The following is a 24,815-nucleotide window of genomic DNA, read 5'->3' as shown; positions in this document are numbered from 1 at the left end:
CTTCGCGGGCAAGCCTCGCTCCTACAGCGGTGCGTGTGAGGCTTTAAGGGGTGTCTGGCTGGTTCGCCGGGTGGGCCTTGATGAACGCGGGATGCTGCGCCGCCAATGTCGCAACCCGACGAATCCGCGGATACGCTTCAAGTGAGATGTTGAACCGCTCGGCTGCGTACAGCTGCGGGATCAGATAGACGTCCGCCAGGCCTGGCTCCGTCCCAAAGCAAAACCCCTCCTCCCCAATCAACTGCTCGACCGTCGCCAGCCCTTGGCTGATCCAGTGTCCGATCCACTCCACCACCTGCGGTTCATCGTGACCCAGTTGCCGCAGTTTGTTGAGCACGCTGACGTTGTGCAGCGGATGCACGTCGCAACCGATCACCGCCGCAACACCACGCTCATGAGCGCGCGCGAGCAGGTCTTTGGACAGCAGCGGCACCTGTGGATAACGTTCCTCCAGGTACTCGATGATGGCCGGCGATTGAATCAGCAGTTCGCCTTCATCGGTGCGCAAGGCCGGTACGCGGCCTTGTGGGTTGATGGCCAGATATGGCGCTTGCCGATGCTCGCCACCTGGCGGTGCGATCAGGTTGACCGGCAGTGCCTGGTAATCCAGGCCCTTCAGCGCCAACGCGATGCGCACCCGGTACGACGACGTCGAACGGTAGTAGGTGTAGAGCTCCATGAGCTGATCCCCTTAGCGTGCCGCGATGACTTTGCCGCAGCACTCGCCGAAACCGATGGAGGCAAAACCGTCGCGGCTGCAACGAGCACGCAAGATGATTTCGTCGCCGTCTTCGAGGAACTTGCGCACCTCGCCCGACGCCAGTTCAATCGGCTTTTTCCCGCCCTCGGTGATTTCCAGCAGGCTGCCGAACTGACCGTTTTCCGGCCCCGACAACGTGCCCGAACCGAACAGGTCACCGGCCTGCAACTGGCAGCCGTTGACGCTGTGGTGCGCGACCATTTGCGCCACGGTCCAGTACATGTGTTTGGTGTTGCTGAGCGTCAGGCGATGGGCCGGCAGTTTTTGCTCGCGCAGGCCTTCGGTGAGCAACAGCACTTCCAGCTCGATATCGAACGCTCCTGCGGCTTGATCGCGCTTGTCGAACAGGTACGGCAGCGGCTGCGGGTCGCCTTCAGGGCGCGCCGGTTGTGCGCGACGGAACGGCTCCAGCGCTTCGGCCGTCACGACCCACGGCGAGATGCTGGTGATGAAACTCTTGGACAGGAACGGCCCCAGCGGTTGGTATTCCCAGGCCTGAATGTCGCGCGCCGACCAATCGTTGAGCAGGCAGAAACCGGCGATGTGATCGGCGGCGTCACCGATGGCGATCGAATCGCCCATCTCGTTGCCCTGACCGATCCAGATGCCCAGTTCCAGCTCATAGTCCAGACGTGCGCACGGACCAAACGTTGGCTCGGTCTGGCCGGCTGGCAGGGTCTGGCCCTTCGGACGGCGAACGTCGGTGCCGGACGGGCGAATGGTCGAGGCACGGCCGTGGTACCCGATGGGCACGTACTTGTAGTTCGGCAGCAAGGGGTTGTCCGGGCGGAACAGTTTTCCGACGTTTTGCGCGTGCTCGATGCCGACGTAGAAGTCGGTGTAATCGTTGATTTTCGCCGGCAGGTGCATCTCGCAGTTCGCCGCCAGTGGCAGCAGTTTTGCGCCTTGGGCTTCGATCTTGCCGTGCAGGGTGCTGCCTTCAGCGAACAGTTCCAGCAGGCGTTCGCGCATTGCAACGCGAGCCTCACGGCCCAACTCGAAAAACGCATTGAGCTGGCCGCCACGGGTGGCTTCTACAGCGGTTTTCGCGAGGCCGTCGAACAGGCCGGCGTCCAGTGCCGCTTCCAGATCAAAGATGTGCTCGCCAATGGCTACGCCACTACGAGGCGCCGAACCCTTCACGCTGAACACACCCAGCGGCAGGTTTTGCAGCGGGAAATCAGCGTGGCCGTTGGCGGAAGAAACCCAGCTACGAGTGATGGAAGTCTGAGTCATGGGTTATCTCCGGGTCGGGTCGAAAGTGGCGGGCAGCGTGGCCCAGCAGGCATCGTAGTTGTTTTGCAGTTGCGGGCAATCGAGGGCGAAACGGCTAGGGCGCAGTACCTGGCTGGTCTCGAACATGAACGCCATGGTGTTGTCGATTTTCGCTGGCGCCAGCTCGGCGTTGATCGCCTTGGTGCAGGTTTCGCCATCCGGGCCGTGGGCGCTCATGCAGCTGTGCAACGACGCGCCTCCGGGCACGAAACCTTCGGCCTTGGCGTCGTACTCGCCCTTGATCAGGCCCATGAATTCGTTCATCAGGTTGCGGTGGAACCATGGTGGACGGAAGGTTTTCTCGGCCACCATCCAGCGTGGCGGGAAGATCACGAAGTCCAGATTGGCCAGACCGTGAACGCTGGTCGGCGAGGTCAGGACGGTGAATATCGATGGATCAGGGTGATCGAAACTGACCGTACCGATGGTGTTGAAACGGCGCAGGTCATATTTGTACGGCACGTTATTGCCGTGCCAGGCGACCACGTTGAGCGGCGAATGATCGAGCTCGCAGCCCCACAACTGGCCGAGGAATTTCTGTACCAGAGTGGTCGGTTGTTTGAGGTTTTCGTAATGCGCGACGGGTGTCAGGAAGTCTCGCGCGTTGGCCAGACCGTTGCTGCCGATCGGCCCCAGGTCTGGCAGGCGCAGTGGTGCGCCGTGGTTTTCGGCGATGTAGCCGCGAGCTTGCGGGTCAAGCAGTTCGACGCGGAATTTCAGCCCGCGCGGCAGCACGGCGATTTCCAGCGGCTCCAGGTCCAGCACGCCCAGTTCGGTGGCGATGCGCAGGCGACCCTGCTCTGGCACCAGCAACATTTCACCGTCGGCATTGAAGAACACGCGCTCCATGGAACGGTTGGCGCGGTAGCTGTAAATGCTGATCCCGGCTGGTTTGTCCGCGCCCGAGTTGGCGGCCATGCTCACCAGCCCGTCGATGAAGTCGGTCGGCTCGGTCGGGATGTCCAACGGGTTCCAGCGCAGGCGATTGGGGGTCACTTCACCCAACGGACCACCGGCCAGTTGCCGATCCAGTTTGACGAACGCCGGGTGATTGGCCGACGGCTGAATGCGGTACATCCAGGTGCGCCGCGCTTCGCTGCGGGCCATGGTGAACGCGGTACCGGAGAACAATTCGGTGTAGAGGCCGTAAGGGGCTTTTTGCGGGGAATTCTGGCCGACGGGCAGTGCGCCGGGCAACGCTTCGCTGCTGAATTCGTTGCCGAAGCCTGACTGATAAGTCAACGCTGGCGCCGTTGAATCGAGGTTCATGGAGCCTCCTGAACAGGGAGTAGGCAATGGCCTGTCGCTCCGTTGAAGAGGTCTCGGCACGCCCGGGTTATTTTTATCGTAATTCGATTACGCTTAACGTAATTTGATTGGTATTGACCGTCAAGCTATAAAGACGCCCATTCGTCCCGGGATCAGACCGCCTTCATGGAAACGCCGCGCAACAACGACAAACAGAAAGTCCGCTCGGCCGAGGTCGGTACCGACATCCTCAAGGCCCTGGCCGAGTTGTCGCCCTCGACCTCGTTGTCGCGCCTGGCCGAACACGTGCAGATGCCGGCGAGCAAGGTTCATCGTTATTTGCAGGCGCTGATCGCCAGTGGTTTTGCCGAGCAGAACACCGCCACCAACCATTACGGACTCGGCCGTGAAGCACTGCGCGTGGGCCTTGCCGCCCTCAACAGTATGGACGTACTGAAAGTTGCCGCCCTGCCCTTGGCCGAGTTGCGCGATGAACTGAACGAAACCTGCTTTCTGGCGGTATGGGGCAATCAGGGCGCGACCGTGGTGCACATCGAACCGGCGGTGCGTGCGGTGACGGTGGTGACGCAATTGGGTTCGGTGCTGCCGTTGCTCAGTTCGTCCACTGGCCTGGTGTTTGGCGCTTATCTACCGAAACGGGAAACCGTGGACTTGCGCGATCAGGAACTGCACAACGCCACAGACCACGTCTTGGCGGACGATCAAACCTATGCGGCCTTGTGCGAACAGATCCGCGAGCGCGGATTGCATCATGTGCATGGTTTGCTGATGCCGGGGGTGGACGCTTTGTCGGCACCGGTATTCAACGCCGTGGGGAACGTGGCGGCGGTCTTGACCATTGTCGGCCCGACCTCGTTGTTTCACGCCGACGAAAACGGCCCGGCGGCGCAGCGATTGCTGGCGGCGACGCGGGCCGTGAGTTGGCGGATGGGGTATGAGACACCGCCGATGTCCGAAGACCGGAACTGATCAGCTCCGATCATTCATCCTCTGGATAACGCCTTGGTGTGCATCCCGACTGTCAACCGATCAAGCGGGTCGTACTCTCGGGCGTCCAGTGCGGCACAGCCACCGCAGTGACATAACTGATTCCAACCGGAACGCCCGTGACGGCGGAGAGTACGTCGGTCAGATCCCTGATTGTGGACAGCAGGCCAAGTGCAGAGGCCGCCGATCCTACCGAGGAGACTTTACCCAGGTACATGACGATTGCCCCACGCCATGCGGCAGCAAAATGTGCATTGGCGCCTGCAGAATCGCCATGGCTGGATGCAATGATGCCTTGCACGATCGAATGACTGATCTTCAACACGCTGACAGCGAAACCCACCGGCGGGACAAAGATCGAGATCACATCCAATGCCACTTCGAGCAGAATCTTTGTTTCCTGCCAGAACGCTTCGGCTTGAGTGGTGGTCAGGACATCCAGATCATCAAGCGAGCGATCAATCATGCTTTCGTATTCGGCCTTGAAGTTGTAGACCGGATTCGTTCCGCCCAACCCGGGTACTGGCAACGAACCTCGTGGGTCGCGGGACTTGCTGATGTAAGCGTCGACCCTGTCCCGCCCACGCAAACCGGCCAGACTCCGAAGATGTTCGCCCAAAAGATGATCGTTCTCGATAGCCTTGGATAAATCACCGACCCAGATAAAGGCCTTGCCGGGCGAATTCGGGATATAGGCAAACTTCACATGCCCCTGACCAAAAACATACCCTCCCGCTATGCGCGCACCTTCAAGCCAGAATTCATAAACCCCTTCGCCAGGCTCACTGCCAGATGAAGAACCGTCTGGCGTCCTTGTGTCTCGATCCAGCCCCTTGATCGACTCTATCAGCCACTCATAATGCCCCGACGGCAACGTGCCATTGAGCTTTTGCGTCAGCGCCGCCCTGGACATCTCATTTTTCTTGAGCTCCCGGTACAGGTTTGCCCGCAGATCAATATCAGAGCTCCATAGGAATTTTGATTTCAGATAATGGCTGTAATGCTCGCCCGGCATCAGATCGATAAGCTTATTGAGCGTACTGGAATTCAGTTCAGTCATCGGCTTGCCCGTGTCCTTCCACCAGAACTCAGACACCCTGATACTGTCTCTGAGCGTATTCGATCCAGGCAGAACAATTTTCTCGAACACATTGGTATCGCTGCGCCACAGATGCCAATTGATAAATAATTGGGTCAGCGTCATTGCGCCTTTATGAAATTTCACCATGACTCGATCAGGATCGATTTGGCGATCGCCGGTACGGCCCAGATGCTCATTCAACCGGCTCATGACCAATTCACGAGAAAACTTGTGGAAGCCCTCTATATGAAGTTTGTCTTTTGACGCGTTATAAATGGCCTTGAAGTCCGTGTTCAAACGATTGAACAGGTGGCGATCAGACGCAGGGGCGTTTCGGTACCAATGGGGCGTGATTGCCTTTTCTTCGGCGTTTTCCCAGTCAAGGACACTTTGAATACTGCCCTTTAACCCATCGCTTTCAACCCAGGCAACAAGATTGACCTGGTCCCACCACGCTCGGCCTTGAATCCTGTCCCTCGGTTCACCGCGCGGCCATTCCTTGCCGAATACTTCATGTTCCAGGATATGCCGATCACTTTCATGCACTTGGGTTCGAAGGTAGGCGCGACCCTCTTCTTCAAGTGACCACAATCCTATATACCGCTGCAGACTGTCCAGATCGGGGAATTCGTACCAGTCTCTATTCGTCGGGGAGCCGGGTGCATAGAGCACGTATGTTTTGAGATTCGTGTCCCCCCCTTTCCTCCGGTAGACAATGAGATCCTTCAAGGGTTTGAAGTTATAGAAAGCTCTTAACGCAATACCAGACGCTTCAATAGATGGATCGCCAAAGTTGTAGCGCTGAACAATATCCTGCGCAGTCGTGGTGATGTGCTTTTGCAAGATGGCGCCGAACAGCGTCAGGGCAGTCTTTCGACCCAGCACTTCCCGCATCGCTTCCTTGACGTTCTGCTGGCCATACACTCGCTGCCGTGTGGGTCCATACGCCAGACGCAGATCCAGTGTTTCAATGGCCCGCAATATTTTTTCAGGCGTCAGCCTGGCGAGGCCATAGTTCTTCTCCAGCGTAATCGTGTAACGCCCTGCCAGATCATGCGCCCCATACATGAAAGCCTGGGTCAGCGTTTTCCGCTCAATGTGTTCTATGCGTTTGCCATCCGCCATCCTGACCGAGTGCTGAATATTCACAAACACCGTGTCAGGATCGATTCGTTCGTCGGTTCCCGGCGAGATGAATTCCTCTACGGCCTGTCGGGCATAAGCTGCAAGAGTCGTCACGTCCTTGGTCAATTCATGAAGCTGAATCTGGCTTTCAAGCAGATTCTTCTCCAGACCGACATAAAGCTCCTGATTGGTGACATAGGTTTTTTTAAACCACTCCGGCCGGGCATTCTCCAGCATCGCCTTGATCAAGAACACATTTCGCGCATTTTCAGAACGTGCCAGCGCATCCATGGACAGCACTGTGCCCAGAGGCTTCCACGCCGCCTCGGTATGCGCGCCGACGGTAACTAACTTCCGCACTTGATAGATGAGATCACGACTTTGCCTTGCCAGCAGGCCGTCATTGCAATGCTCAAACAGATCTTCAAGGATTCTCGCGTAGCGAATCGCTGGAGCATTCGATATCAGAGCTCTCTCCTCCTCCGACAGACCCTGCAACAGTTCTCCACGGGTCGACGCATCGGACATCCGTTGTTGCAACGTTTGATGAAGTGCGCTCACGGTGCTGAATTTTTCTAATCCACCGAACGGTGAATAAAAAACAACCTCTTGACTGCCTGCTTGATTCAGCTCATTTGCGACAGTGCCGGAAAGAGAAATAACAAAGGTAGATGCCAGCGTCGAAAAACCTCCTTGTTGTTTTTCAACCGAGACGGCATAGCAGGAACTTGGCAGTCCCGAACCGATTAAACCATTGATGGTCGCGACATCGGCTTTGGACATCAGGTTCTCGCTGCCCGCCAAGTCCAGCTCGCGCCAGAAAAGGCGCGCCTGAAGAGTGCGCAACTCCTGTTTAGGCGATGGCAAAGGACGACCGTTAGTATCAGGATAGGATACGCTCCAATACTTACCTAATGCGAAACTGCATTTCTCAGGCAGGTTCTGCATCAGCTCGGCTATCATTTTTCCGACTTTTGCCACATCCAGATACTTCAGCCTGAATGTTTCACTGCCGATTTTATCGAGTTCATACATGCCGTATTTATCAGCAGTGTATTGGGGGGGACTGCCGCGCTTGAAGCACTCCAAAAACACATCTAGCAGATTACCGGTGGGTTCCGCAGATGTTGGACTTACACCCTCGCGAAGATTAACAAAACGGCGCTCGATAGAGGCGCCTGAATCCATCTTCTGAAATTCGTCCATCAGGACAACATGAAGAACCGCCTTGAACGAAGGGATTTTTTTGAGCGCCTCGAGTAAATGGGTACGCGCTTCACGCACTTGGTCCAGCGTTGTATTTGTTGCTTGTTCGTCTTGCATTTTCAATCTCATTTAATTTGATCACAAAAAACGGCACATTGCTGCCGATCAACTTGAGATCAAACTAAAACAGATGACCCTTCTATTAAAAACCCCAAACACTTTTCAATAGTTGTACGAGCAACTCAAATACAATCAGGACACATTAAGAAAAAACGAAATACATGAAACAGCATCCATTACAACAAAGCCGCACGCTACGCCACCACTGGACTTACACTGCTACAACCACCCCAACTCAACCCTTAAGTAAAATATTAAAACATTCGCCCTTACACATAAAACGAAACATATGCCGTCGCAGTTATTAAACAAATAATAACGTATGCAGCTTGCCCGACAGCAAACAGCCGCTGACTCATCAATCCAGCAGACCGACACTCTTGGCCTTTGCAACTGCCTGAGTCCGGCGTTCTACGCCCAACTTCCCGTGAATTCTCCGCGCATGTGTTTTTACCGTATGCAAGGAAATAAACAATTGCTCGGCTATTTGTTGATTCGAGTTACCCAGCGCAATCAGCTTGAGCACTTCCACTTCACGCTGACTGAGTGGATTGATTTCACTCACCAATGGATTTTTTTCCGAGCGATCCCAAGTCACCTCCAATACAGGCAGAAGATCAGGCTTTCGCAGTTGCAACTCAACGAGCGCCTGGCGAAGCCCATGGTGCTCAGCAAGACTCAATCCTTTACACAACCAATCCCGGGCGCCGGCCATGTCACCGTTCTGCCACGCGACTTCGGCCGCGGCGAACAGCAATTCGACCTCCAACGCCAGCATGCCCGCGCGCTGCGATTGTTCGAGTGCCTGTGTGAAATGGGGCATCGGGTCTTTGGACTGGTGCAGATCGACTTTTGCCAACACCAACAGATAGTCGATCCGCGCGATTAACATCAGTGTCGCGGGAGGAGCCTGCCGAGCATGCGGACCACGATAGTGGCGCAGTACACGACTGAGCGCCTCATGGGCCAGTTCCGGGCGGCCCTGCTGAAGCCAGAATTGACTGCTGATCTGCAACAGCACACCGCGGTAAACGGTGTCGGGAATCTGCCGTTGCTGCATCAAGCGCTCGGCATCGCGAAGATGGACAAATGCTTGGGCATAGTTGCGCTGATTGGCCGCCACCTGCGCCAAACCGAGGAAACCGTAAAGCACCCGTTTGTCGTGGTTGCGCAAACAGATAGGCAGCCCCGCTTCGAAATACTCGGCAGCCTGCGTATCCAGGCCCTGACACAAATTCAAGCGCCCCCGGTGCAAGGCAATCCGCCCAAGCAGGGGCTCGGCGATCCGCTGCTGTTGAGTGAGCATACCCTGAACGTTGGCGAGCAAATTGTCGGCTCGTTGAGTGGACCCTCGTTGCTCCAGCAATTGCGCATGATCAAGTTCCAGCAGCCCTTCGAAAACCAGCGAGCCTTGCGCCCGCGCCAGGCACAACGCATCGCGGTTTATCGCCTGCGCCACTTCGAGCTCACCCCTGAGCAGGGCCTGTTGCGTCAAACCCGACAGGCACATCAAGCGCACGGGCCAGAGGTCAGGACCGAGCACAGTCAACGCGTCGAGAAAATGCGCGCGTGCCCCCTCCATGCGCCCCTGCAAATGCAGGAGCCACCCTTGCTGGGCCTGCCAGCGCGCAATCAATTGCTGCTGAAGGAGCGCCGACGGCATAGGTGTGAATCGAGACAGATGCTCGATGCAATCGGCGGCTTGCTCAAACCGCCCGGCAAACAACGACGCCGCCGTGATCAGCCCGACCAGTTGCGGCGAACCGAACATCAGCGCGTCGCCTTGTTGCTCGTATAACCGCAACAACAGCACGACCGTTTGCTCCTCGAACAAATGCTCGAAACTGAAATGCTGCAACAGGCTGACCGCCACCTCGAACTCCTCGGCCAGCAAGGCTTGTTCGAATGCAGCTTTCCAGTCCAGCTCGGCGGCAAACCACTGACAGGCGCGGCGATGCCAGGAACGCCCGGCCGGCCATTGTTCATCGCGCATCAATTGCGTGAGGGGAGGGAAGATCTGCAGCCAGTCGACCGAGTCCTGCCAGGGCTCGATAAAGCACCCCAGATCCTGCAACGTCTTCAGGCATTGCGCGCCCTCCCCTGCGCCAAACAGGTGATCGCACAGCCGTGCATTGAAGCGTGGCAAATGCGCGAGCACCCGCCAGGCTTCCGTCAACTCCGGGGTCAGGCTGGTAAACAGTTCGTGTTCGAGGTAATCGAGCAATGTGTCAGGTCGGCTGTGATGCGGGTCGTTGCGCGACCAGTCGCATTTCTGCAACAGCGCAACGCGTACTCCAGCACACCAACCTCCGCTGCGCTGGATAATCTTGCTGGCGGCGGTGTTGGCATCGGCCGGTGTCAGGTGGCGCAACAGCGAGGCAATCTCAGTTTGATTGAAGGCCAGCGTGGCGCGCTCGCATTCGTACAATTCGTCATCAAGCAGCAACCGCGGCCAGTTGCATTGCGGGCGACGGCGGGCGCCCAGCCACCAGGTCAGCGCCGGACTGCTGACGGCCAGCATGCGATCCAGCAACTGATCGAGTTCCGGGTTCGGAACGCGGCAGTAGTCATCGAGAAACAGCCAGGTCGGCGCCTGCAATCGAGCCAGCGCGCCGAGCATCGCCGGTTCTTCTGACGAAGCCAGCCCCAGCGCTTCTGCCACACGCTGACGAAAATCTGCCGTGCTCATCGCCATGCCCGACAACGGCAACCAGCACACCCGGCATGGCGGCGGCGCCTGCAACAGGCAGTCGGCAAGCAGCGCGGTCTTGCCGCTGCCGGCCGGTGCGCAGAGTAATTTCACCCGGGAGGTGGAAGCCAGCAAGGGCTCGGTCAATCGATCACGTGACAGGTGATGAGAGGACAGACGGGGCAGGAATCCAGAACGGTCAAGACACGGGGTCATGGCGGTCATTGCGGCGTGCCTATTTATAATTGTCCGGCAACCCTAGCCCTCTCCAACCCGCTTGTTGAGAAGTATTCAAGACGCTGATTGGCAGCCATAAAAAAGGCGACCCACCGGTCGCCTTCTGCACTGCGAATGTATCAACTCCCTTACCGGACGCCCTCGGCACGCAACGCCGAGGGCGTGTAGTCCGCCGCCTTGGCTTCGAAGCCGAATTCAAAGCTGTGCTTCTCTTCGTTCTTCATCCCCAGCGCAATGTAGCGACCGGCAATGATGTCGTAGAGCGCTTCCAGCGTGTAAGCCTGGGCCTGGTGATCGTAGTAATACTGAGCGTGACCCTCGGCCACTCGCCACAACTGACCGCGACCGTCGTAGTGATCCACCAGCGCCACTTGCCAGCTGTCTTCGTCGATGTACATGTGGCGTTTGGCGTAGATGTGCCGCTCGCTCGGCTTGACCGTGCCGACCACTTCCCACACCCGGTGCAGTTCATAGCGGGTCAGGTCCTGGTTGATGTGGCCGGCCTTGATGATGTCATCGTACTTGAGGCTCGGCGAGTCGAGTTTGTAGCTGTTGTAGGGGATGTACATTTCCTTCTTGCCGACCAGTTTCCAGTCGTAGCGATCCGGCGCACCGGAGAACATGTCGAAGTTGTCGGAGGTGCGCAGACCATCGGCGGCGGTGCCCGGCCCGTCGTAGGCGACTTGCGGGGCGCGGCGCACGCGACGTTGGCCGGCGTTGTAGATCCATGCCAGGCGCGGTTCTTTCACCTGGTCGAGGGTTTCGTGAACCAGCAGCACGTTACCCGCCAGACGGGCCGGCGCCGTTACCGACTGCTTGAAAAAGGTCAGCACGTTGGCGGCTTTTTCCGGGTCCAGGTCCTTCATCAATTGCGGAACGGCGATCTCTTCCTCAAAGCGGATCGGCGTGTAGCTGCCGTTGGTCTGCGGCGTCACCTGGGTAATGATGCGTCGCAGGTTGCCGCCGTGGTAACGGGTGATGTGGTTCCACAACACCTCCACGCCAGTCTTCGGAATCGGGAACGCGTAGTAGCGGTTGCCGGTGAAGTTGGCCAGGCCGTTGCCGTCGTTGATGCTGTTCACGTTCAGCGCGCTGCGCTTGGCCGATTCGTAGATTTCCGGCGGCACGGCCACGGTGCGGTGAGTCGGGTAGACCGGGATCTTGTAGGTTTCCGGGTAGCGCTTGAACATCGCCACCTGACCTTCCGAAAGTTTGTCCTTGTACTTGTCGACGTTGGCGGGGGTGATCACGAACAGCGGTTTTTCGCTGGCGAACGGGTCAGCCAGGAAGCCTTTGCTGTCCACCGCACCGGCGTTTTTCGGGATACCACCGGTCCACGCCGGGATCGAGCCATCCGCGTTACCGGCCTTCTCGGCGCCGAGCGGCGTGAGGGTGGTGCCGAGTTTGTTCGCTTCATCCGGCGACACCGCCGCCATCACGTTGGCCGCCAGCAGGCTCAAGGCCAGGGCGCCGCATTGCAGAATCATCTTGCGCATCAAATTCATCCTTCTCAGCCAGATCAGAAGTTCACGCCGAAGCTCAGTGCCAGGAAGTCGCGGTCTTCCAGGGTGTTGTAGTCACCGCCGAAGAAATCGGTGTAACTCAGGCTCGCGGTATAGGTGTTGCGGTAGTCGGCATCGACACCGACGCTGACGGCCTTGGCGCCTTCGTTGAACAGCCCGTTGGGGCCATAACCCGCGACGTCATGGGACCAGGACAGGTTGGGCTTGAGGTTGATCCCGCCGATCACGTTGGCGTAATCGAGGATCGCCCGGGCACGGTAGCCCCAGGAGGTGGAGGTGACGAAACCTTCGGTATCGCCGCCGAAACCGTACTGGCCGTAGACCGAGTCGCGGCCGTAACGCAGGTTGCTGCGCGACTCCAGCCCACCGACGTGAACCACCGCTGCTTCGCCGACCAAGGTCAACCGTTGTGCGCCCCACACCTGATCGAAGAACTGCGTGAGAGTGCTCTGGATCTGCGTGACTTCCTTGCGGCGGTAGCCTTTGTTGTCGGCGCCAGGGGTGGTGGCGATCGGCGATGCAGCGCCACCGGCAATCGGGTTGACCAACGCCAGGGTCAGGTCATTGGTGCTGACTTGCACCGGAGCATTCGGCCGATAGCTGATCTCGCCGCTCCACGCGGTGCCGGTCGGCAAGGTGGTGGAGAAACTCGCGCCGTAGAGACGAATGTCTTCCGGGTATTCGAGGTAGTACTGACCGCGCCCGAGCATCACGCTTTGGGCCAGTCCCGCACCGCTGCCCGGCGCCAGACGGTTGGCCACACTCACCATCCCTGGCAGGCTGGCCAGTGTCGACAGGCCGGCAGTGGTGGTGCCGACCGTCGGTGTGCGGCTGTGGTAATTCATGAAATACAGGCCGTACTCGGTGTCGTCACCGAGCCAGCGCAATGCCGTGCCCCACTGCCCGGAATCCCGTGCATCGCGGTCACCACCACGGGGAACGACCACGCCTTCGCGGGTCACCTGGATCGGTTGACCAAAGGCTGACGCCAAAGGCGCCAACGGAGCAATCGCGGGACTGCCGACGGTGTAGTTGTTGTTGCAACCATCCGCCACCACATCGTTGCCGAAGAAGGTGCCGCAGTTGTCGACGACGGTCTGGTCCCACTCCAGTTGATAGAAACCTTCCACCGAGAGCTGATCGGTCAGGCCTTGGGAGGCGAACAGCATGTTCACCGGAATCAGCCCCTCCTTGATCTCGGCGCCCGGACGACGGAACGCCGAGACGTCGATCGGGTTGATGCTGTTGATCGAGTTGCCGATGAAGGTACTTTCACCCCAACTGACCACCTGCTTGCCGGCGCGCACGGTGCCTGGCAAATCGGCGATGGAATAGTTGTGATAAACGAAGGCATCGAGAATCTGCGCCCCAGAAGACTTGGCGCCTTCCTTGCGGCCGCTGTCGCTGATCTGTTTGAACGGGCGGTCTTCATCCTTCAGCTCGAAGTCGTACCAGTACTTGCCACGGACGAACACGCCGGTGTCGCCGTATTTCAATTCGAGGTCGTGCAGGCCTTTGAAGATCTTGGAGAAGGTTTCGCCCTTCTCGAAGTTCTGCCGGCCATCATCACCGGTCGAAGACTGTCCGGTCCCGCCGTTGACGGTGCCCACCAAAGACTTATCGGCATCGCGCATGCCCCAACTCGCGCCGACGGACAGCGAGGAGTCGAACGTCCCCTCGATTTCGCCAATGTTGAACGCAACAGCCTGCGCCTGGGCACAGCAGCCCAAGGCAACCGCAGCGGCCAGCGCTTGCGGTGTGAAGATGGCGCGCATTGTTGTTTTTGTCATGCGTCTTCCCCGGTGAGTGACAGAAGGCCCCACCCTACTGCCGCACGTTGGGAGCGATAAGCGCACCAAGGAGGTATTCGTGATGTACCTCTAAAGGATGAATGGCCTGCTGGGACGGGGGTTTGCGCCGGGCATGGACGGGCTGGATGGGGGGTTATCAGCAGAACGCATGGCGGGAGGCTGGCTCCGATCCTGTAGCAGCTGCCGTTGTGGCGAGGGGATTTGTCCCCTTGCCACAACGGCAGCTGCTACAGGGGACGTGGCGGACTGTTACTCATGCTGCAACAGAGCATGTCGCGAATCGCTGTTTTTCCTTTCGGCTCAAGGCCTTATTCTTGCCGGGCTTTCACGGAGAACCGCCAGAAAGCGCGAAACGATGGCGTGTGTTCAGCCCACGCCACTGGTGACAGAATCCAGATGAATCGACGATTTATCGATTGATCGCCCCGTGTTCACTGACGTTGATTTGTAGCTCCTTGATCCAACGTCTTACTTTGGCCGCTGCGTTTGCAGCGGCCTTTTTTATGGGCGAGGTTTTGTGGCGAGGGGAACAATCGGGGACATGGCAGGACTCAGACAAGCCCTGCGCAATGCATCAACGTCAAATCGAATACCTCTGCAAATTCCCCATCATTTCCTTCAGCGCCTCAATATTGTCCTTCGGATGCGCCGCCCCTTCGAAATCACAAATCTGATCCCACTGCGCCGCCACATCCTCCGGCGAGAAGCCCACCCGCGGATCAAACCCGGCGCCCAGGCTGCGCTCCCAGCGCACCTTGCCCATCCAGCCGCCGCCGACTTCAAACAATCCGGAAGTCTCCTGGCAGTTTTCACTGGCCAGATACACCACCAACGGACTGACCAGTTCCGGCTTGAGTTGCTCGAACACTTGCGGAGGAATCAGGCCTTCGGTCATGCGGGTGCCACCCGTCGGCGCGATGGCGTTGACCAGGATGTTGTTCTTGCGGCCTTCGATGGCGAGTGTGCGGGTCAGGCCGTAGAGGCCGAGTTTGGCCATGCCGTAGTTGGACTGGCCGAAATTGCCGTAGATGCCCGAGGTCGATGCGGTAAAGATCACGCGGCCATAGTTTTGCTCGCGCATGTGCGGCCAGGCGGCGCGGGTGACTTTGTAGGCGCCTTCGACGTGGACGCGGTAAACCAGGTCCCAGTCGGCGTCGTCCATTTTGTGGAAGGTCTTGTCGCGCAGGATCCCGGCGTTATTGACCACGACATCAATGCGGCCGAAGGCATCGAGGGCGTGTTGGACGATTTTGTCGCCGTCGGTGACGGAGTCGTGGTTGGCTTCGGCGATGCCGCCCGCTTCACGGATTTCCGCCACTACGCGGTCTGCTGCCGACGCGTTGGCGCCTTCCCCTTGAGCCGAGCCGCCGAGATCATTGACCAGCACTTTGGCGCCTTGCTGGGCGAACAGCAGCGCATGAGCCCGGCCCAGACCGCCGCCTGCACCCGTGACGATCACAACTTTATCTTCGAAGCGCACAGACTCATTCATGGGGAACTCCAGCAGACCAGGGACAATAAGTCCGAGTGTCAGGCACCAGGCTGCTGGTCACAATAAACACAGGTAGGGCTGAATGGTGCCCGATAAGGCTGGGGGATAGTCAGGAACAGGCTGCCTTGCGCGGCGGAGAAACCAGCCGATCCCTAAACTCCTGGTAATGCTTGAGCACCTGCGCCGGCGCTTCGGTCTGTGGGTAATGGCCAATATCAGGCAGCAGCACCGTGTCCGGGTTGGGGACCAGTTCCCGATAGCGCTTGACCATGTGAGCGCCGGAAATCGGGTCGACTTCACCATCGATGACCCGCAACGGGACTTCACCACGCTGCATGGCGCTGACCCAACGCTCGCGCTGGACACGCCGCTCTGGGATATAAGCGATGAGCTTATGCATGATTCGCGGGCCGTGATTGCTGTCGATCAGGCCCCAGAAATCATCCATCTCGCTTTCGGTGGGCCGAGTCTGCGGCCCAAATATCTGCCGGAAACTTTTCACCATCGCATCACGCGTGAAGGCGCGGCCAATCATCCAGCCTAACGGGCTGAGCAATAGTTTTTGCGCCAGCAGCGGGCGATGGGTTTCAGGAAACAGGCCGCCGTTGAGGAATACACAACTGGCGATATCGATGCGGGTTTCGTAATGCCGGGCCAACAATTCCTGAGCCACGCTGTCGCCGTAATCGTGGGCCAACACATGCACCGGCTGCTCGACGTTCAGGTGCGCGAGCAACGCCTGTTGCAGATCGGCCTGCTCCAGCAGGCTGTATTCGTGGTTGACCGGTTTGGCAGAGTCGCCGAAGCCGAGCATGTCGCAGGCAATCACCCGATAGCGCTGCGCCAGCGGTTGCCACAGGTAATGCCAGTCCCAACTGGCGGTCGGGAAACCATGGATGAGCAGCAGCGGCTCACCCTGCCCCGCCGTCCAGTAACGGATGGTCTGGCCACGGAATACGAACGACTGGCCGCGTTTGCGCCAGACGCACAAGGGGATCTCGGCAAGTGCCATTAGAGTTTATAACCCGGGTCTTGTTGATCGAGTTTGCGCAGCAACGCCGGCCAGGCCAACGCGCCGCCCATCCCTTGAGCACTTTTGGTCACGCCGGCGATCATCGCCTTGGCGCCCGCCAGAATCTGTGGCTCGATGGCAATCAGCTCGGCGCCACCGTTCTGCGCCAGCACCTGGATATCGCAGGCGCGCTGGAAGGTGAACATCATCAGGAACGTGTCGGCGATGGTGCTGCCACAGGTCAGCAGGCCGTGGTTGTGCAGCATCAGAAAACTGTTTTCACCCAGGTCGGCTTGCAGGCGCGCCTTTTCTTCATGGTTCAGGGCAACGCCTTCGTAGGCGTGATACGCCAAGCTGGACAGCACAAACAATGACTGCTGACTGATCGGCAGAATGCCCTGTTTTTGCGCCGACACCGCCACACCTGCAGCGGTGTGGGTGTGCAACACGCAGACCACATCGTGACGCACTTCATGCACGGCGCTGTGAATGGTGTAACCCGCCGGGTTGATCTCGTAAGGGCTTTCCATCAGCTTGTTGCCGGCCTGATCAACCTTGACCAGGCTCGACGCGGTGATCTCGTGAAACATCAGCCCGAAAGGGTTGATCAGGAAATCTTCGGTGCCCGGCACCTTGGCCGAGATGTGCGTAAAGATCAGATCGTCCCAACCATGCGAGGCAACCAGACGATAGCAGGCAGCCAGGTCGACGCGGGTCTGCCACTCGGCGGCACTGACCTGGTCTTTGACACTGTGGGGGGATTGGACGGGAGCAACTTTCACGGCAAGGACCTCCTGTTCTTATTGTTTTACTGTGGTTACAGCAGTCTAGTCAGCCCCCGGATTTCGTGTAGTTGCATTGGCAGCCAGCTTGATGGCCTAACGAGTCAGTTCAGAGGAAAGCCTGGATCCATGTCAAAGGACCGCCGCCAATAAGGGGGCGGCAAACAGGTTCAAAAGCCCCGTCAGAACCATGACAAGCCCCGCGACCGAGCCTTCTTCACCGCCCACTTCATGGGCCCGACTGACGCCGGCACCGTGCGCGCCGACGCCAAACAACGCGCCACGCGCAAGGGCACTGCGCAACGGCAGCCACTTCAACAGAATGCCGCCGAGCATCGCCCCGAACACCCCGGTGAACATCACGAACACTGCCGTCAGTTCTGGCACGCCACCGAGGTCGTGAGCCAGCGGCATGGCAAACGGCGTGGTGATGGAACGTGGCACCAGCGACATCGTCACCGAGCTGTCCAGCGCCAACGCCTTGGCCAGACCGAACGAGGTACCGATGGATGCCGCACTGCCTGCCAGCATTCCGAGCAGCAATGCCGACCAATGCCGCATCAGCATCTGCCGCTGTTGCCAGATCGGCACGGCGAACGCGACGGTCACCGGCCCCAGCACCAACATCAGCCAATGGGTGTTGCTCGAATACTCCGCATACGCAGTGTGCAGTGGCACAGCGAAGGCCAGCAGCAGGGCCGGAACCAGAATCAGCGGCGACAGCAGATAACGCCCGGTGCGCCGGTAGATCCAGCGACTGAAAAAATAGGCCGAGAGCGTGAAAGCCAGCCAGAACATCGGCATCAACTCAAGCTTCATGGGACCTCCTCAACCGCACCACCCCTTCCACGGTAAACGCGGTGACCAGCATCACCATCAGCGTACTGACGCCAATCACCAGCAGAATTCGCCAACCGTCATCGCGCATCAGGCCGCCGTAATCGAGCAGGCTCATCAGCGCTGGAATAAAAAACAGCAGCATCTCGGCCATCAACAGGCCGGCCCCCATTTGCAACGCCGCCGGTTTGATCCCGCCGACAGCGAAGGCCAGCAGCAACAGCGCCATGCCGATAACACCACCCGGGATCGGCCAGGCCAAAACTGCGGCGATTTCGCAGCCGAGCAGGTAGATGCCGAGCAGCACGGCCAGTTCAGCGGTTAATCGAGCCAGGCGTTTGAAGGTTGATGCATTCATGGTTTCGGTCCTCACAGGCGCTCATTTTACGGAGCGTGCTGCCATCCCCGAAACGAATTGTTAGACTCGGCTCCATTCCAATCTGGAATCAGGCGCATGGAATTCAAACAACTACGCAGTTTCGTCGAAGTGATGCACCAAGGTGGTTTCACTCAAGCCGCCAAGACCCTGCACATCAGCCAATCGGCAGTCAGCAAGCAAGTCGCTCAGCTGGAACAGAGCCTGGGCACACCGCTGCTCGAACGCCTGGGTTCGCAGCTTCGCCTGACCGCCGCCGGCAGCGTGGTGCTGCAACGGGCCGAAGGCATGCTGCGGCTGCGCAATGAATTGCTCAGTGAGCTGGACGATTTGAGCCAACTGGCTCGCGGGGAATTACGTCTGGGCCTGCCGCTGCTGGGCAGTGACGCGCTGTTCGCCGGGCTGTTTGCCGAGTACCGGCGGCGCTACCCCAATATCAGCATTCAGCTGCTTGAGGGCGGTAGCCTCAACATCGAACAGGCGGTATTGAGCGGTGAACTCGAACTCGGTGGCAGTCTGTTGCCAAAGGATCCGCAGTTCGCCTTTCAGCCGTTCTGCGATGAACCGCTGGATGCGCTGCTGCCCGCCGATCACCCACTGGCGACGAAGTCGGCAATCGGATTGGAGGAGTTGGCCGATACGCCGTTTCTGCTGTATCAGCGCAGCTTCGTGCTCAACGACCGTTTGCTGCAGGCCTGTCATCAGCTGGGGTTTACGCCCAAGGAAGGTGGGCGCAGTGGCCAGGCGGATTTTCTCGCGGCACTGGTGGCTGCCGGCCAAGGCGTGGTGCTGTTGCCCAGCGTGGTCGCGCGCGGGCTGGTGCGGCCAGGCGTGGTCCGCCTGACCTTGAATGCCCCGAGCTCTTTGCGCTGGGACATCGCCTTTATCTGGCGCCAGGGCGCGTACTTGTCGAAGGCTGCACAAGCCTGGCTCGCCCTGCTGCGCGAGCGGCCGGTCAGCCCTGCAGCGCTTTAATCAACTCCGCCAGCCAAGGTTCGGCGTCGGTTTCCGGGGTGACGCTTTCGCTGGCGTCCAGGCGCAGCATCGGCAGCACTTCGCGCAGGCCCAGTTCGCCGAACAGTTCACGCATCTGCTCACCGCCACCGCAGAACGTATCGCCATAACTTGCATCGCCCAGGCCGATGACAGCGCCAGGCAAACCGCGCCAGGCGGCGGGCAGTTGGTCACGGATCATCGAATACAGCGGTTGCAGGTTGTCCGGCAACTCACCCATGCCGGTGGTCGACGTTACCGCCAGAAATGCTTCCGGGCCGAAGGCCTGGACATCGGCAAGCGCTGCGCGCGGGTTGTGCCAGGTTTCGAAACCCGCTTCTTTCAAAATATTCGCGGCGTGGCGGGCGACTTCTTCAGCCGTGCCGTACACCGAGCCGGAAATGATGGCAACTTTCATCAATCGATCCTGAAGCTGAGTAAAAGACACAGATATTAACAGCACAGCCTTATTTGATCTTTTAGAATGCTGCCCTCAACCCACTCGGAAAGGATTCTCCGATGATCAACGCTCAACTGCTGCAAATGGTAATCAACGCTTCCAACGACGGCATCGTGATTGCCGAAAAGGAAGGCGAACAGGACAACATCCTGATTTACGTAAACCCTGCGTTTGAGCGCCTGACGGGTTACAGCAGCGAAGAAATTCTCTACCAGGATTGCCGTTTCCTGCAGGCCGGCGACCGGGATCAAAAAGAAGCCCTCACTGCGATTCGCGAATCGTTGACCCGTGGCGGCTCCTGCCGGGAAATCCTGAGAAACTACCGCAAGGACGGCACGCCGTTCTGGAATGAACTGTCCCTTTCTACTGTGAAGAACCCGAGCGATGGACAAACTTATTTTGTAGGCGTACAGAAAGACGTTACGGTGCAGGTCAAGGCACAGCAGCGAGTAGCACAACTGGAAGCACAATTGGCTGAGATGCAAGCCGAGCTTGCCGCGCTGAAAGCGACGAACGGCGAAAACAAAACGGCGAATTAATTGTCATTAACTACAATCACCGATGACTTTGTAACTTTTTCTTTCGAGTTAGCCATGCAACGCGACGCACTCCTGACACAGGATGAGCTGGATTTCATCCAGACCATGCAACACAACCCGCAACTCAATGTGCGGGATGCGACGTCGAGTCTGCTCGTCAACGGTGGATCGCAAATCCGTGATTTGCTCACGCGCCTGGCGGCCCATGAGCAAGTCACCATCCAGGCCAACTTCGAAAACCAGCAAATGACCTTTCCGCTGCACCTGGTGGAGGACGAATTTCATGCGCTGCATTTGCGCTTGGGCGTGCCGAGTATTTATGAAGACGGGCCGATGGTACGACCATGGCGCCTGACGCTTGAAGAGCCGGTGGCGCTGGAAAATGCAAAAGGCCAACCTGGCACGATGTGGGTGCATGAAATATCGTTCAAAGGGGTTTTGCTGGAAGTGCGCAACAAGACCAAACCACCCAAGCACTTCGCGCTGTGGTTCAGCCCTTCAGGCTATGAGCGGATTGCATTGCGAGGCACTTTTGAGCGTGAAACCGAGCACGGTTTTTATGCCTACGAATTGAGCCAGAGCGACAAGGACGAGACCGAGCGACTACGTCAGTTCATCCTTCAGCAACATCGTCTGACACATCCCGCACTGCACATCTGATTTCAGGTATCCAGGTTTCCTGCCAGGAACTGTTTCAGACGCTGACGCATCACCGCCCCCTCATTCCCCAGACACCCGACCGACGATCCGGCCAAGCTGTCCTGTGCCAGGTCCGACGCATCGCCGGCCAACAGCAACTGACAATCCAGGCTCAAGGCCAACCGGTTCAAGCGCCGAGGCAACTCAGGGGCCGGCGCGTGATTGGACACCAGCACCAATGCCGAGGGGTTGATCCGCTCACAAACAAGGGTCAATTCGTCGAATGGCTGACCGATCGCCAGCAATTGAATCGCTGAATCGACGCTACTCAGGTACAGCGCCGTGACCAGCACTTCGAGCTCATGGGCCTGATCGGCCAAGGCGCAGACAATCACGCGCCGAGGCTGCATGACGCGCACCAGCAGCATGCGCTGTAATACGCGGGAACGCAGGAAACCATCCAGAAATAGCCATTCGCTGGTCTGACCAAACGCGCCATGGCGCTGCAGCATCAGCTTCCAGATCGGCATCAGGATGTCCTGAAACACCACTGCCAGGGGGTAACTGGAAAAAATCTGTCCATAGACTTGTTCCAGCTTAACCTCGTCAAACGCCGTCACCGCCACCTGAACCTGCTGCTGCCACTGGGCGTAGTCGGCCTGAACGAGTTCGTCGGGAATGATTTTCGCCAGGGCTTTGAGCGGTTCGGTCTTGGCCAGTATCTTGCCGACCTTGCTCACCGCAACGCCGCGGTCGATCCAGCCGAGAATGCTGCGGACCTTTTCAATATCGGCCATCGAGTACAGCCGATGCCCGCTTTCGGTGCGTGTGGGCTGGATCAGGCCATATCGTCGCTCCCAAGCCCGCAACGTAACGGGGTTGATGCCCGTCAGGCGTGCAACCTCACGAATAGGGAACAGATCTTCGCGCTCAATGGAAAGATCCGTCAGTGAGGATGGGACATTCTCTGTCAGGACAGGCATGTGAATTCAACGTCCATGTACGAATTGGATCCCATTCTAACTCTCCTGCCCCATCACTATTCAATACATTGATAAACGACGTATGCCGCTGGTGTAATTATCAGAATCAGGAATAATCCTTGCTTGTCTCAAGACGCAGCCCATCACCCCGGCGCTGCGCCTGGCGAAACTCCTACCCGGAGCGACGCGTTTGTTATACGGAGATTCACCATGTCTACCTCACCCGTCACGCTGATGGTTTCGCGCCGCGTTGCCGATGGGCGTTATCAGGACCTGATGGTCTGGTTGCGCGAAGGCGAACAACTGGCCACCGACTTTCCCGGTTATCTCGGCTCAGGTGTGCTCGCTCCGCCACCCGAAGATAACGAATTCCAGATTATTTTCCGCTTTGCCGACGAGCAAACCATGCACGCCTGGGAGCACTCCGCTTCGCGTACCGCATGGCTGGCGCGCGGCAGCGATCTGTTTGCGCACAAGACGGAACATCGCGTGAGTGGCATTGAAGGCTGGTTCGGCGCTGTCGGCCAGCGCCCACCCCGCTGGAAGCAGGCCGTGGCGATCTGGCTGGCATTCTTTCCGGTTTCCCTGCTGTTCAACTTTGTGTTGGGGCCGTTGCTCGGCGAAATGAGCCTGCTGCCGCGCGTGCTCATCAGCACCCTGTGCCTGACGCCGTTGATGGTCTACTTCTTCATTCCGCTGTCGACCCGCCTGCTGGCCGGCTGGCTGAACAGCACACCGGCACGGCCGCTGCCCGTTGAGCCCACTCCCCAAAACCACTGATACCTGTAGGAGCGAGGCTTGCCCGCGAAGAAGACAACTCAGTTCAACAGATAGACCGAGTTATCGTTCTTCGCGGGCAAGCCTCGCTCCTACAATAGCCACCTCACGGCTCGTCGCTGGTATAGTTTTGCTCTTACCGCGACGCGAGCCGTTCATGACCTCTTCCGCAGCTCCGATCCTCATTACCGGTGCCGGCCAACGTGTCGGCCTGCACTGTGCCCAGCGTTTGCTCGAAGACGGCCATCCGGTGATCTTCAGCTACCGCAGCGAACGCCCCGGCGTGCAGACATTGCGCGACCTGGGCGCCACCGCGGTATTTGCCGACTTCTCCACTGAAGCGGGGATCCTCGCGTTCATCACTCAACTGAAAACCCACACCGACAGCCTGCGAGCCATTGTCCACAACGCTTCCGAATGGCTGGCCGAAACCCCGGACACCGACGCCGAGGCCTTCACCCGCATGTTCAGCGTACACATGCTGGCGCCCTATTTGATCAACCTGCACTGTGCCGACTTGCTGGAACGCTCAAGCCTCGCCGACATCGTTCACATCAGCGACGACGTGACCCGCAAGGGCAGCAGCAAGCACATTGGCTACTGCGCCAGCAAAGCCGGGCTCGACAGCCTCACCCTGTCCTTCGCCGCGAAATACGCGCCGACAATCAAGGTCAACGGTATCGCGCCAGCCCTGCTAATGTTCAATCCCGACGACGACGCCACGTACCGCGCCAAGGTCCTGGCCAAGTCCGCGCTGGGCATCGAACCCGGCAGCGAAGTGATCTACCAGAGCCTGCGTTATTTGCTCGACAACCCTTATGTCACCGGCACGACCCTGACCGTCAACGGCGGACGGCACATCAAATAAGCGGCCCCCGCGAGGATGTTCCATGATGTTATCCCTGCCCCAGAATTCACTGTCCCAGAGCTATCGCGACATCCTCATCGGCCTCGGTGAAAACCCCGACCGTGAAGGACTGCAAGACACCCCGGTTCGCGCGGCCAAGGCCATGCAGTACCTCTGCCATGGCTACGACCAGAGTGTCGAAGAGATCGTCAACGGCGCACTATTTGCGTCCGACACCGACGAGATGATCATCGTCGCCGACATCGAGCTGTACTCGTTGTGCGAACATCACCTGCTGCCCTTCATCGGCAAGGCCCATGTGGCTTATATTCCGACTGGCAAGGTGCTGGGCCTGTCGAAGATCGCGCGGCTGGTGGACATGTTCGCCCGCCGCCTGCAGATCCAGGAAAACCTCACCCGGCAAATCGCCGAGGCGGTGCAGCAAGTGACCGATGCGGCGGGTGTCGCGGTGGTTATCGAAGCCAGGCACATGTGCATGATGATGCGCGGCGTCGAGAAACAGAATTCGACCATGAACACCTCGGTGATGCTCGGCGCCTTCCGCGAGTCGAGCAGCACCCGCCAGGAGTTCCTGCAATTGATTGGACGGAGCAAGTAGCAATGCCACAACTTCAACCAGGAACGGCACGCATCCGGGTCAAGGACCTGTGCCTGCGGACCTTCATCGGGATCAACGAGGACGAAATCCTCAACAAGCAGGATGTGCTGATCAACCTGACCATCCTGTATGCCGCTCAGGAAGCGGTGCGTGACAACGACATCGATCACGCGCTGAATTACCGAACCATCACCAAGGCGATCATCGCCCACGTGGAGGGCAATCGCTTTGCCCTGCTCGAACGCCTGACTCAGGAAATTCTCGACCTGGTCATGGCCAACGAGTCGGTGTTGTACGCCGAGGTCGAAGTCGACAAGCCCCACGCCCTGCGATTCGCCGAGTCGGTGTCGATTACCCTGGCCGCGAGCCGCTGACC

22 protein-coding genes are annotated in these 24,815 nt (G+C 58.6%); 8 read left to right on the top strand and 14 right to left on the bottom strand.

Translation table 11 applies throughout. The features are described 5' to 3' along the window. Positions 1–43: 43 nt before the first annotated feature. Genes maiA through hmgA form a run of 3 tightly spaced genes read right to left on the bottom strand, consistent with a single transcriptional unit; the run spans position 44 to position 3,304 of the window. Positions 44–679, bottom strand: coding sequence for a maleylacetoacetate isomerase (maiA, locus tag ACIQV9_RS11705; RefSeq protein ID WP_403101270.1), 636 nt, complete (start codon positions 677–679; stop codon positions 44–46). A 12-nt stretch (positions 680–691) separates the two neighbouring features. After that, the gene (gene fahA, locus ACIQV9_RS11700; protein ID WP_403101268.1) at positions 692–1,996 is read right to left on the bottom strand and encodes a fumarylacetoacetase; all 1,305 of its coding nucleotides are present in this window, start codon (positions 1,994–1,996) and stop codon (positions 692–694) included. A gap of 3 nt (positions 1,997–1,999) precedes the next feature. Then, the gene (gene hmgA, locus ACIQV9_RS11695) at positions 2,000–3,304 is read right to left on the bottom strand and encodes a homogentisate 1,2-dioxygenase (RefSeq protein WP_403101266.1); all 1,305 of its coding nucleotides are present in this window, start codon (positions 3,302–3,304) and stop codon (positions 2,000–2,002) included. A 165-nt stretch (positions 3,305–3,469) separates the two neighbouring features. On the opposite strand from hmgA, the gene ACIQV9_RS11690 reads away from it, so the two are divergent. Continuing rightward, the gene (locus tag ACIQV9_RS11690) at positions 3,470–4,273 is read left to right on the top strand and encodes an IclR family transcriptional regulator (RefSeq protein WP_403101264.1); all 804 of its coding nucleotides are present in this window, start codon (positions 3,470–3,472) and stop codon (positions 4,271–4,273) included. Positions 4,274–4,325: 52 nt separating this feature from the next. Here ACIQV9_RS11690 and ACIQV9_RS11685 read toward each other — a convergent pair whose 3' ends face one another. The 9 genes from ACIQV9_RS11685 to ACIQV9_RS11645 all read right to left on the bottom strand — a co-directional run bounded on the left by ACIQV9_RS11685 (position 4,326) and on the right by ACIQV9_RS11645 (position 18,564). Continuing rightward, positions 4,326–7,820: a dermonecrotic toxin domain-containing protein gene (locus ACIQV9_RS11685; RefSeq protein ID WP_403101262.1), complete on the bottom strand. Its 3,495-nt coding sequence runs from the start codon at positions 7,818–7,820 to the stop codon at positions 4,326–4,328. A 361-nt stretch (positions 7,821–8,181) separates the two neighbouring features. Next, positions 8,182–10,737: a LuxR C-terminal-related transcriptional regulator gene (locus ACIQV9_RS11680; protein ID WP_403101260.1), complete on the bottom strand. Its 2,556-nt coding sequence runs from the start codon at positions 10,735–10,737 to the stop codon at positions 8,182–8,184. Positions 10,738–10,877: 140 nt separating this feature from the next. Further along, the gene (locus tag ACIQV9_RS11675) at positions 10,878–12,245 is read right to left on the bottom strand and encodes a DUF1329 domain-containing protein (RefSeq protein ID WP_403101258.1); all 1,368 of its coding nucleotides are present in this window, start codon (positions 12,243–12,245) and stop codon (positions 10,878–10,880) included. A 23-nt stretch (positions 12,246–12,268) separates the two neighbouring features. Continuing rightward, entirely contained in the window at positions 12,269–14,062 is a 1,794-nt protein-coding gene (locus ACIQV9_RS11670; RefSeq protein ID WP_403101256.1) for a DUF1302 domain-containing protein, read from the bottom strand. A gap of 601 nt (positions 14,063–14,663) precedes the next feature. Next, positions 14,664–15,575, bottom strand: a complete 912-nt coding sequence (locus ACIQV9_RS11665) for an SDR family oxidoreductase (protein ID WP_403101254.1) — start codon at positions 15,573–15,575, stop codon at positions 14,664–14,666. A 109-nt stretch (positions 15,576–15,684) separates the two neighbouring features. Then, positions 15,685–16,587 (bottom strand): alpha/beta fold hydrolase, encoded by a 903-nt coding sequence (locus ACIQV9_RS11660; RefSeq protein WP_403101252.1) that lies wholly within the window; start codon positions 16,585–16,587, stop codon positions 15,685–15,687. Continuing rightward, complete coding sequence (locus tag ACIQV9_RS11655) at positions 16,587–17,369, bottom strand: class II aldolase/adducin family protein (protein WP_403101250.1); 783 nt, start codon at positions 17,367–17,369, stop codon at positions 16,587–16,589. The genes ACIQV9_RS11660 and ACIQV9_RS11655 overlap by 1 nt, the downstream gene beginning before the upstream one ends. A 132-nt stretch (positions 17,370–17,501) precedes the next feature. Continuing rightward, the gene (locus ACIQV9_RS11650; RefSeq protein WP_403101248.1) at positions 17,502–18,188 is read right to left on the bottom strand and encodes an LrgB family protein; all 687 of its coding nucleotides are present in this window, start codon (positions 18,186–18,188) and stop codon (positions 17,502–17,504) included. Beyond that, positions 18,178–18,564: a CidA/LrgA family protein gene (locus ACIQV9_RS11645; RefSeq protein WP_403101247.1), complete on the bottom strand. Its 387-nt coding sequence runs from the start codon at positions 18,562–18,564 to the stop codon at positions 18,178–18,180. The genes ACIQV9_RS11650 and ACIQV9_RS11645 overlap by 11 nt, the downstream gene beginning before the upstream one ends. Positions 18,565–18,660: 96 nt before the next feature. On the opposite strand from ACIQV9_RS11645, the gene ACIQV9_RS11640 reads away from it, so the two are divergent. Next, positions 18,661–19,557 carry a LysR family transcriptional regulator gene (locus ACIQV9_RS11640; RefSeq protein WP_403101245.1) on the top strand — a complete coding sequence of 299 codons (897 nt, stop codon included), beginning with the start codon at positions 18,661–18,663 and terminating at the stop codon, positions 19,555–19,557. Here ACIQV9_RS11640 and ACIQV9_RS11635 read toward each other — a convergent pair. Then, positions 19,538–19,993, bottom strand: coding sequence for a flavodoxin (locus ACIQV9_RS11635; protein ID WP_403101243.1), 456 nt, complete (start codon positions 19,991–19,993; stop codon positions 19,538–19,540). The two genes, ACIQV9_RS11640 and ACIQV9_RS11635, sit on opposite strands and share 20 nt — an antisense overlap. Before the next feature lie 101 nt (positions 19,994–20,094). Here ACIQV9_RS11635 and ACIQV9_RS11630 point away from each other — a divergent pair, with 101 nt between their 5' ends. Further along, positions 20,095–20,574 carry a PAS domain-containing protein gene (locus ACIQV9_RS11630; protein WP_403101242.1) on the top strand — a complete coding sequence of 160 codons (480 nt, stop codon included), beginning with the start codon at positions 20,095–20,097 and terminating at the stop codon, positions 20,572–20,574. A 54-nt stretch (positions 20,575–20,628) separates the two neighbouring features. After that, the gene (locus ACIQV9_RS11625; RefSeq protein WP_403101240.1) at positions 20,629–21,234 is read left to right on the top strand and encodes a hypothetical protein; all 606 of its coding nucleotides are present in this window, start codon (positions 20,629–20,631) and stop codon (positions 21,232–21,234) included. Positions 21,235–21,236: 2 nt separating this feature from the next. Here ACIQV9_RS11625 and ACIQV9_RS11620 read toward each other — a convergent pair whose 3' ends face one another. Then, positions 21,237–22,196, bottom strand: a complete 960-nt coding sequence (locus ACIQV9_RS11620) for a MerR family transcriptional regulator (RefSeq protein WP_403101238.1) — start codon at positions 22,194–22,196, stop codon at positions 21,237–21,239. 210 nt (positions 22,197–22,406) lie between these two features. Between ACIQV9_RS11620 and ACIQV9_RS11615 the strand changes: the two genes are divergently transcribed. From ACIQV9_RS11615 to folX, 4 genes are all read left to right on the top strand, one after another. Next, on the top strand, positions 22,407–22,976 hold the full coding sequence (locus ACIQV9_RS11615) for an antibiotic biosynthesis monooxygenase (RefSeq protein WP_403101236.1): 570 nt from the start codon (positions 22,407–22,409) through the stop codon (positions 22,974–22,976). 154 nt (positions 22,977–23,130) lie between these two features. After that, complete coding sequence (gene folM / locus ACIQV9_RS11610; RefSeq protein ID WP_403101234.1) at positions 23,131–23,841, top strand: dihydromonapterin reductase; 711 nt, start codon at positions 23,131–23,133, stop codon at positions 23,839–23,841. 22 nt (positions 23,842–23,863) lie between these two features. Then, the gene (gene folE, locus ACIQV9_RS11605; protein ID WP_403101232.1) at positions 23,864–24,439 is read left to right on the top strand and encodes a GTP cyclohydrolase I FolE; all 576 of its coding nucleotides are present in this window, start codon (positions 23,864–23,866) and stop codon (positions 24,437–24,439) included. 2 nt (positions 24,440–24,441) lie between these two features. Then, positions 24,442–24,813 (top strand): dihydroneopterin triphosphate 2'-epimerase, encoded by a 372-nt coding sequence (gene folX, locus ACIQV9_RS11600; RefSeq protein WP_129438421.1) that lies wholly within the window; start codon positions 24,442–24,444, stop codon positions 24,811–24,813. The last annotated feature ends 2 nt before the right edge of the window (positions 24,814–24,815 follow it).

This window comes from Pseudomonas sp. NPDC099000, from assembly GCF_044759925.1.
Lineage (GTDB): Bacteria > Pseudomonadota > Gammaproteobacteria > Pseudomonadales > Pseudomonadaceae > Aquipseudomonas.
This window is presented reverse-complemented; position numbering and strand designations above follow the sequence as displayed.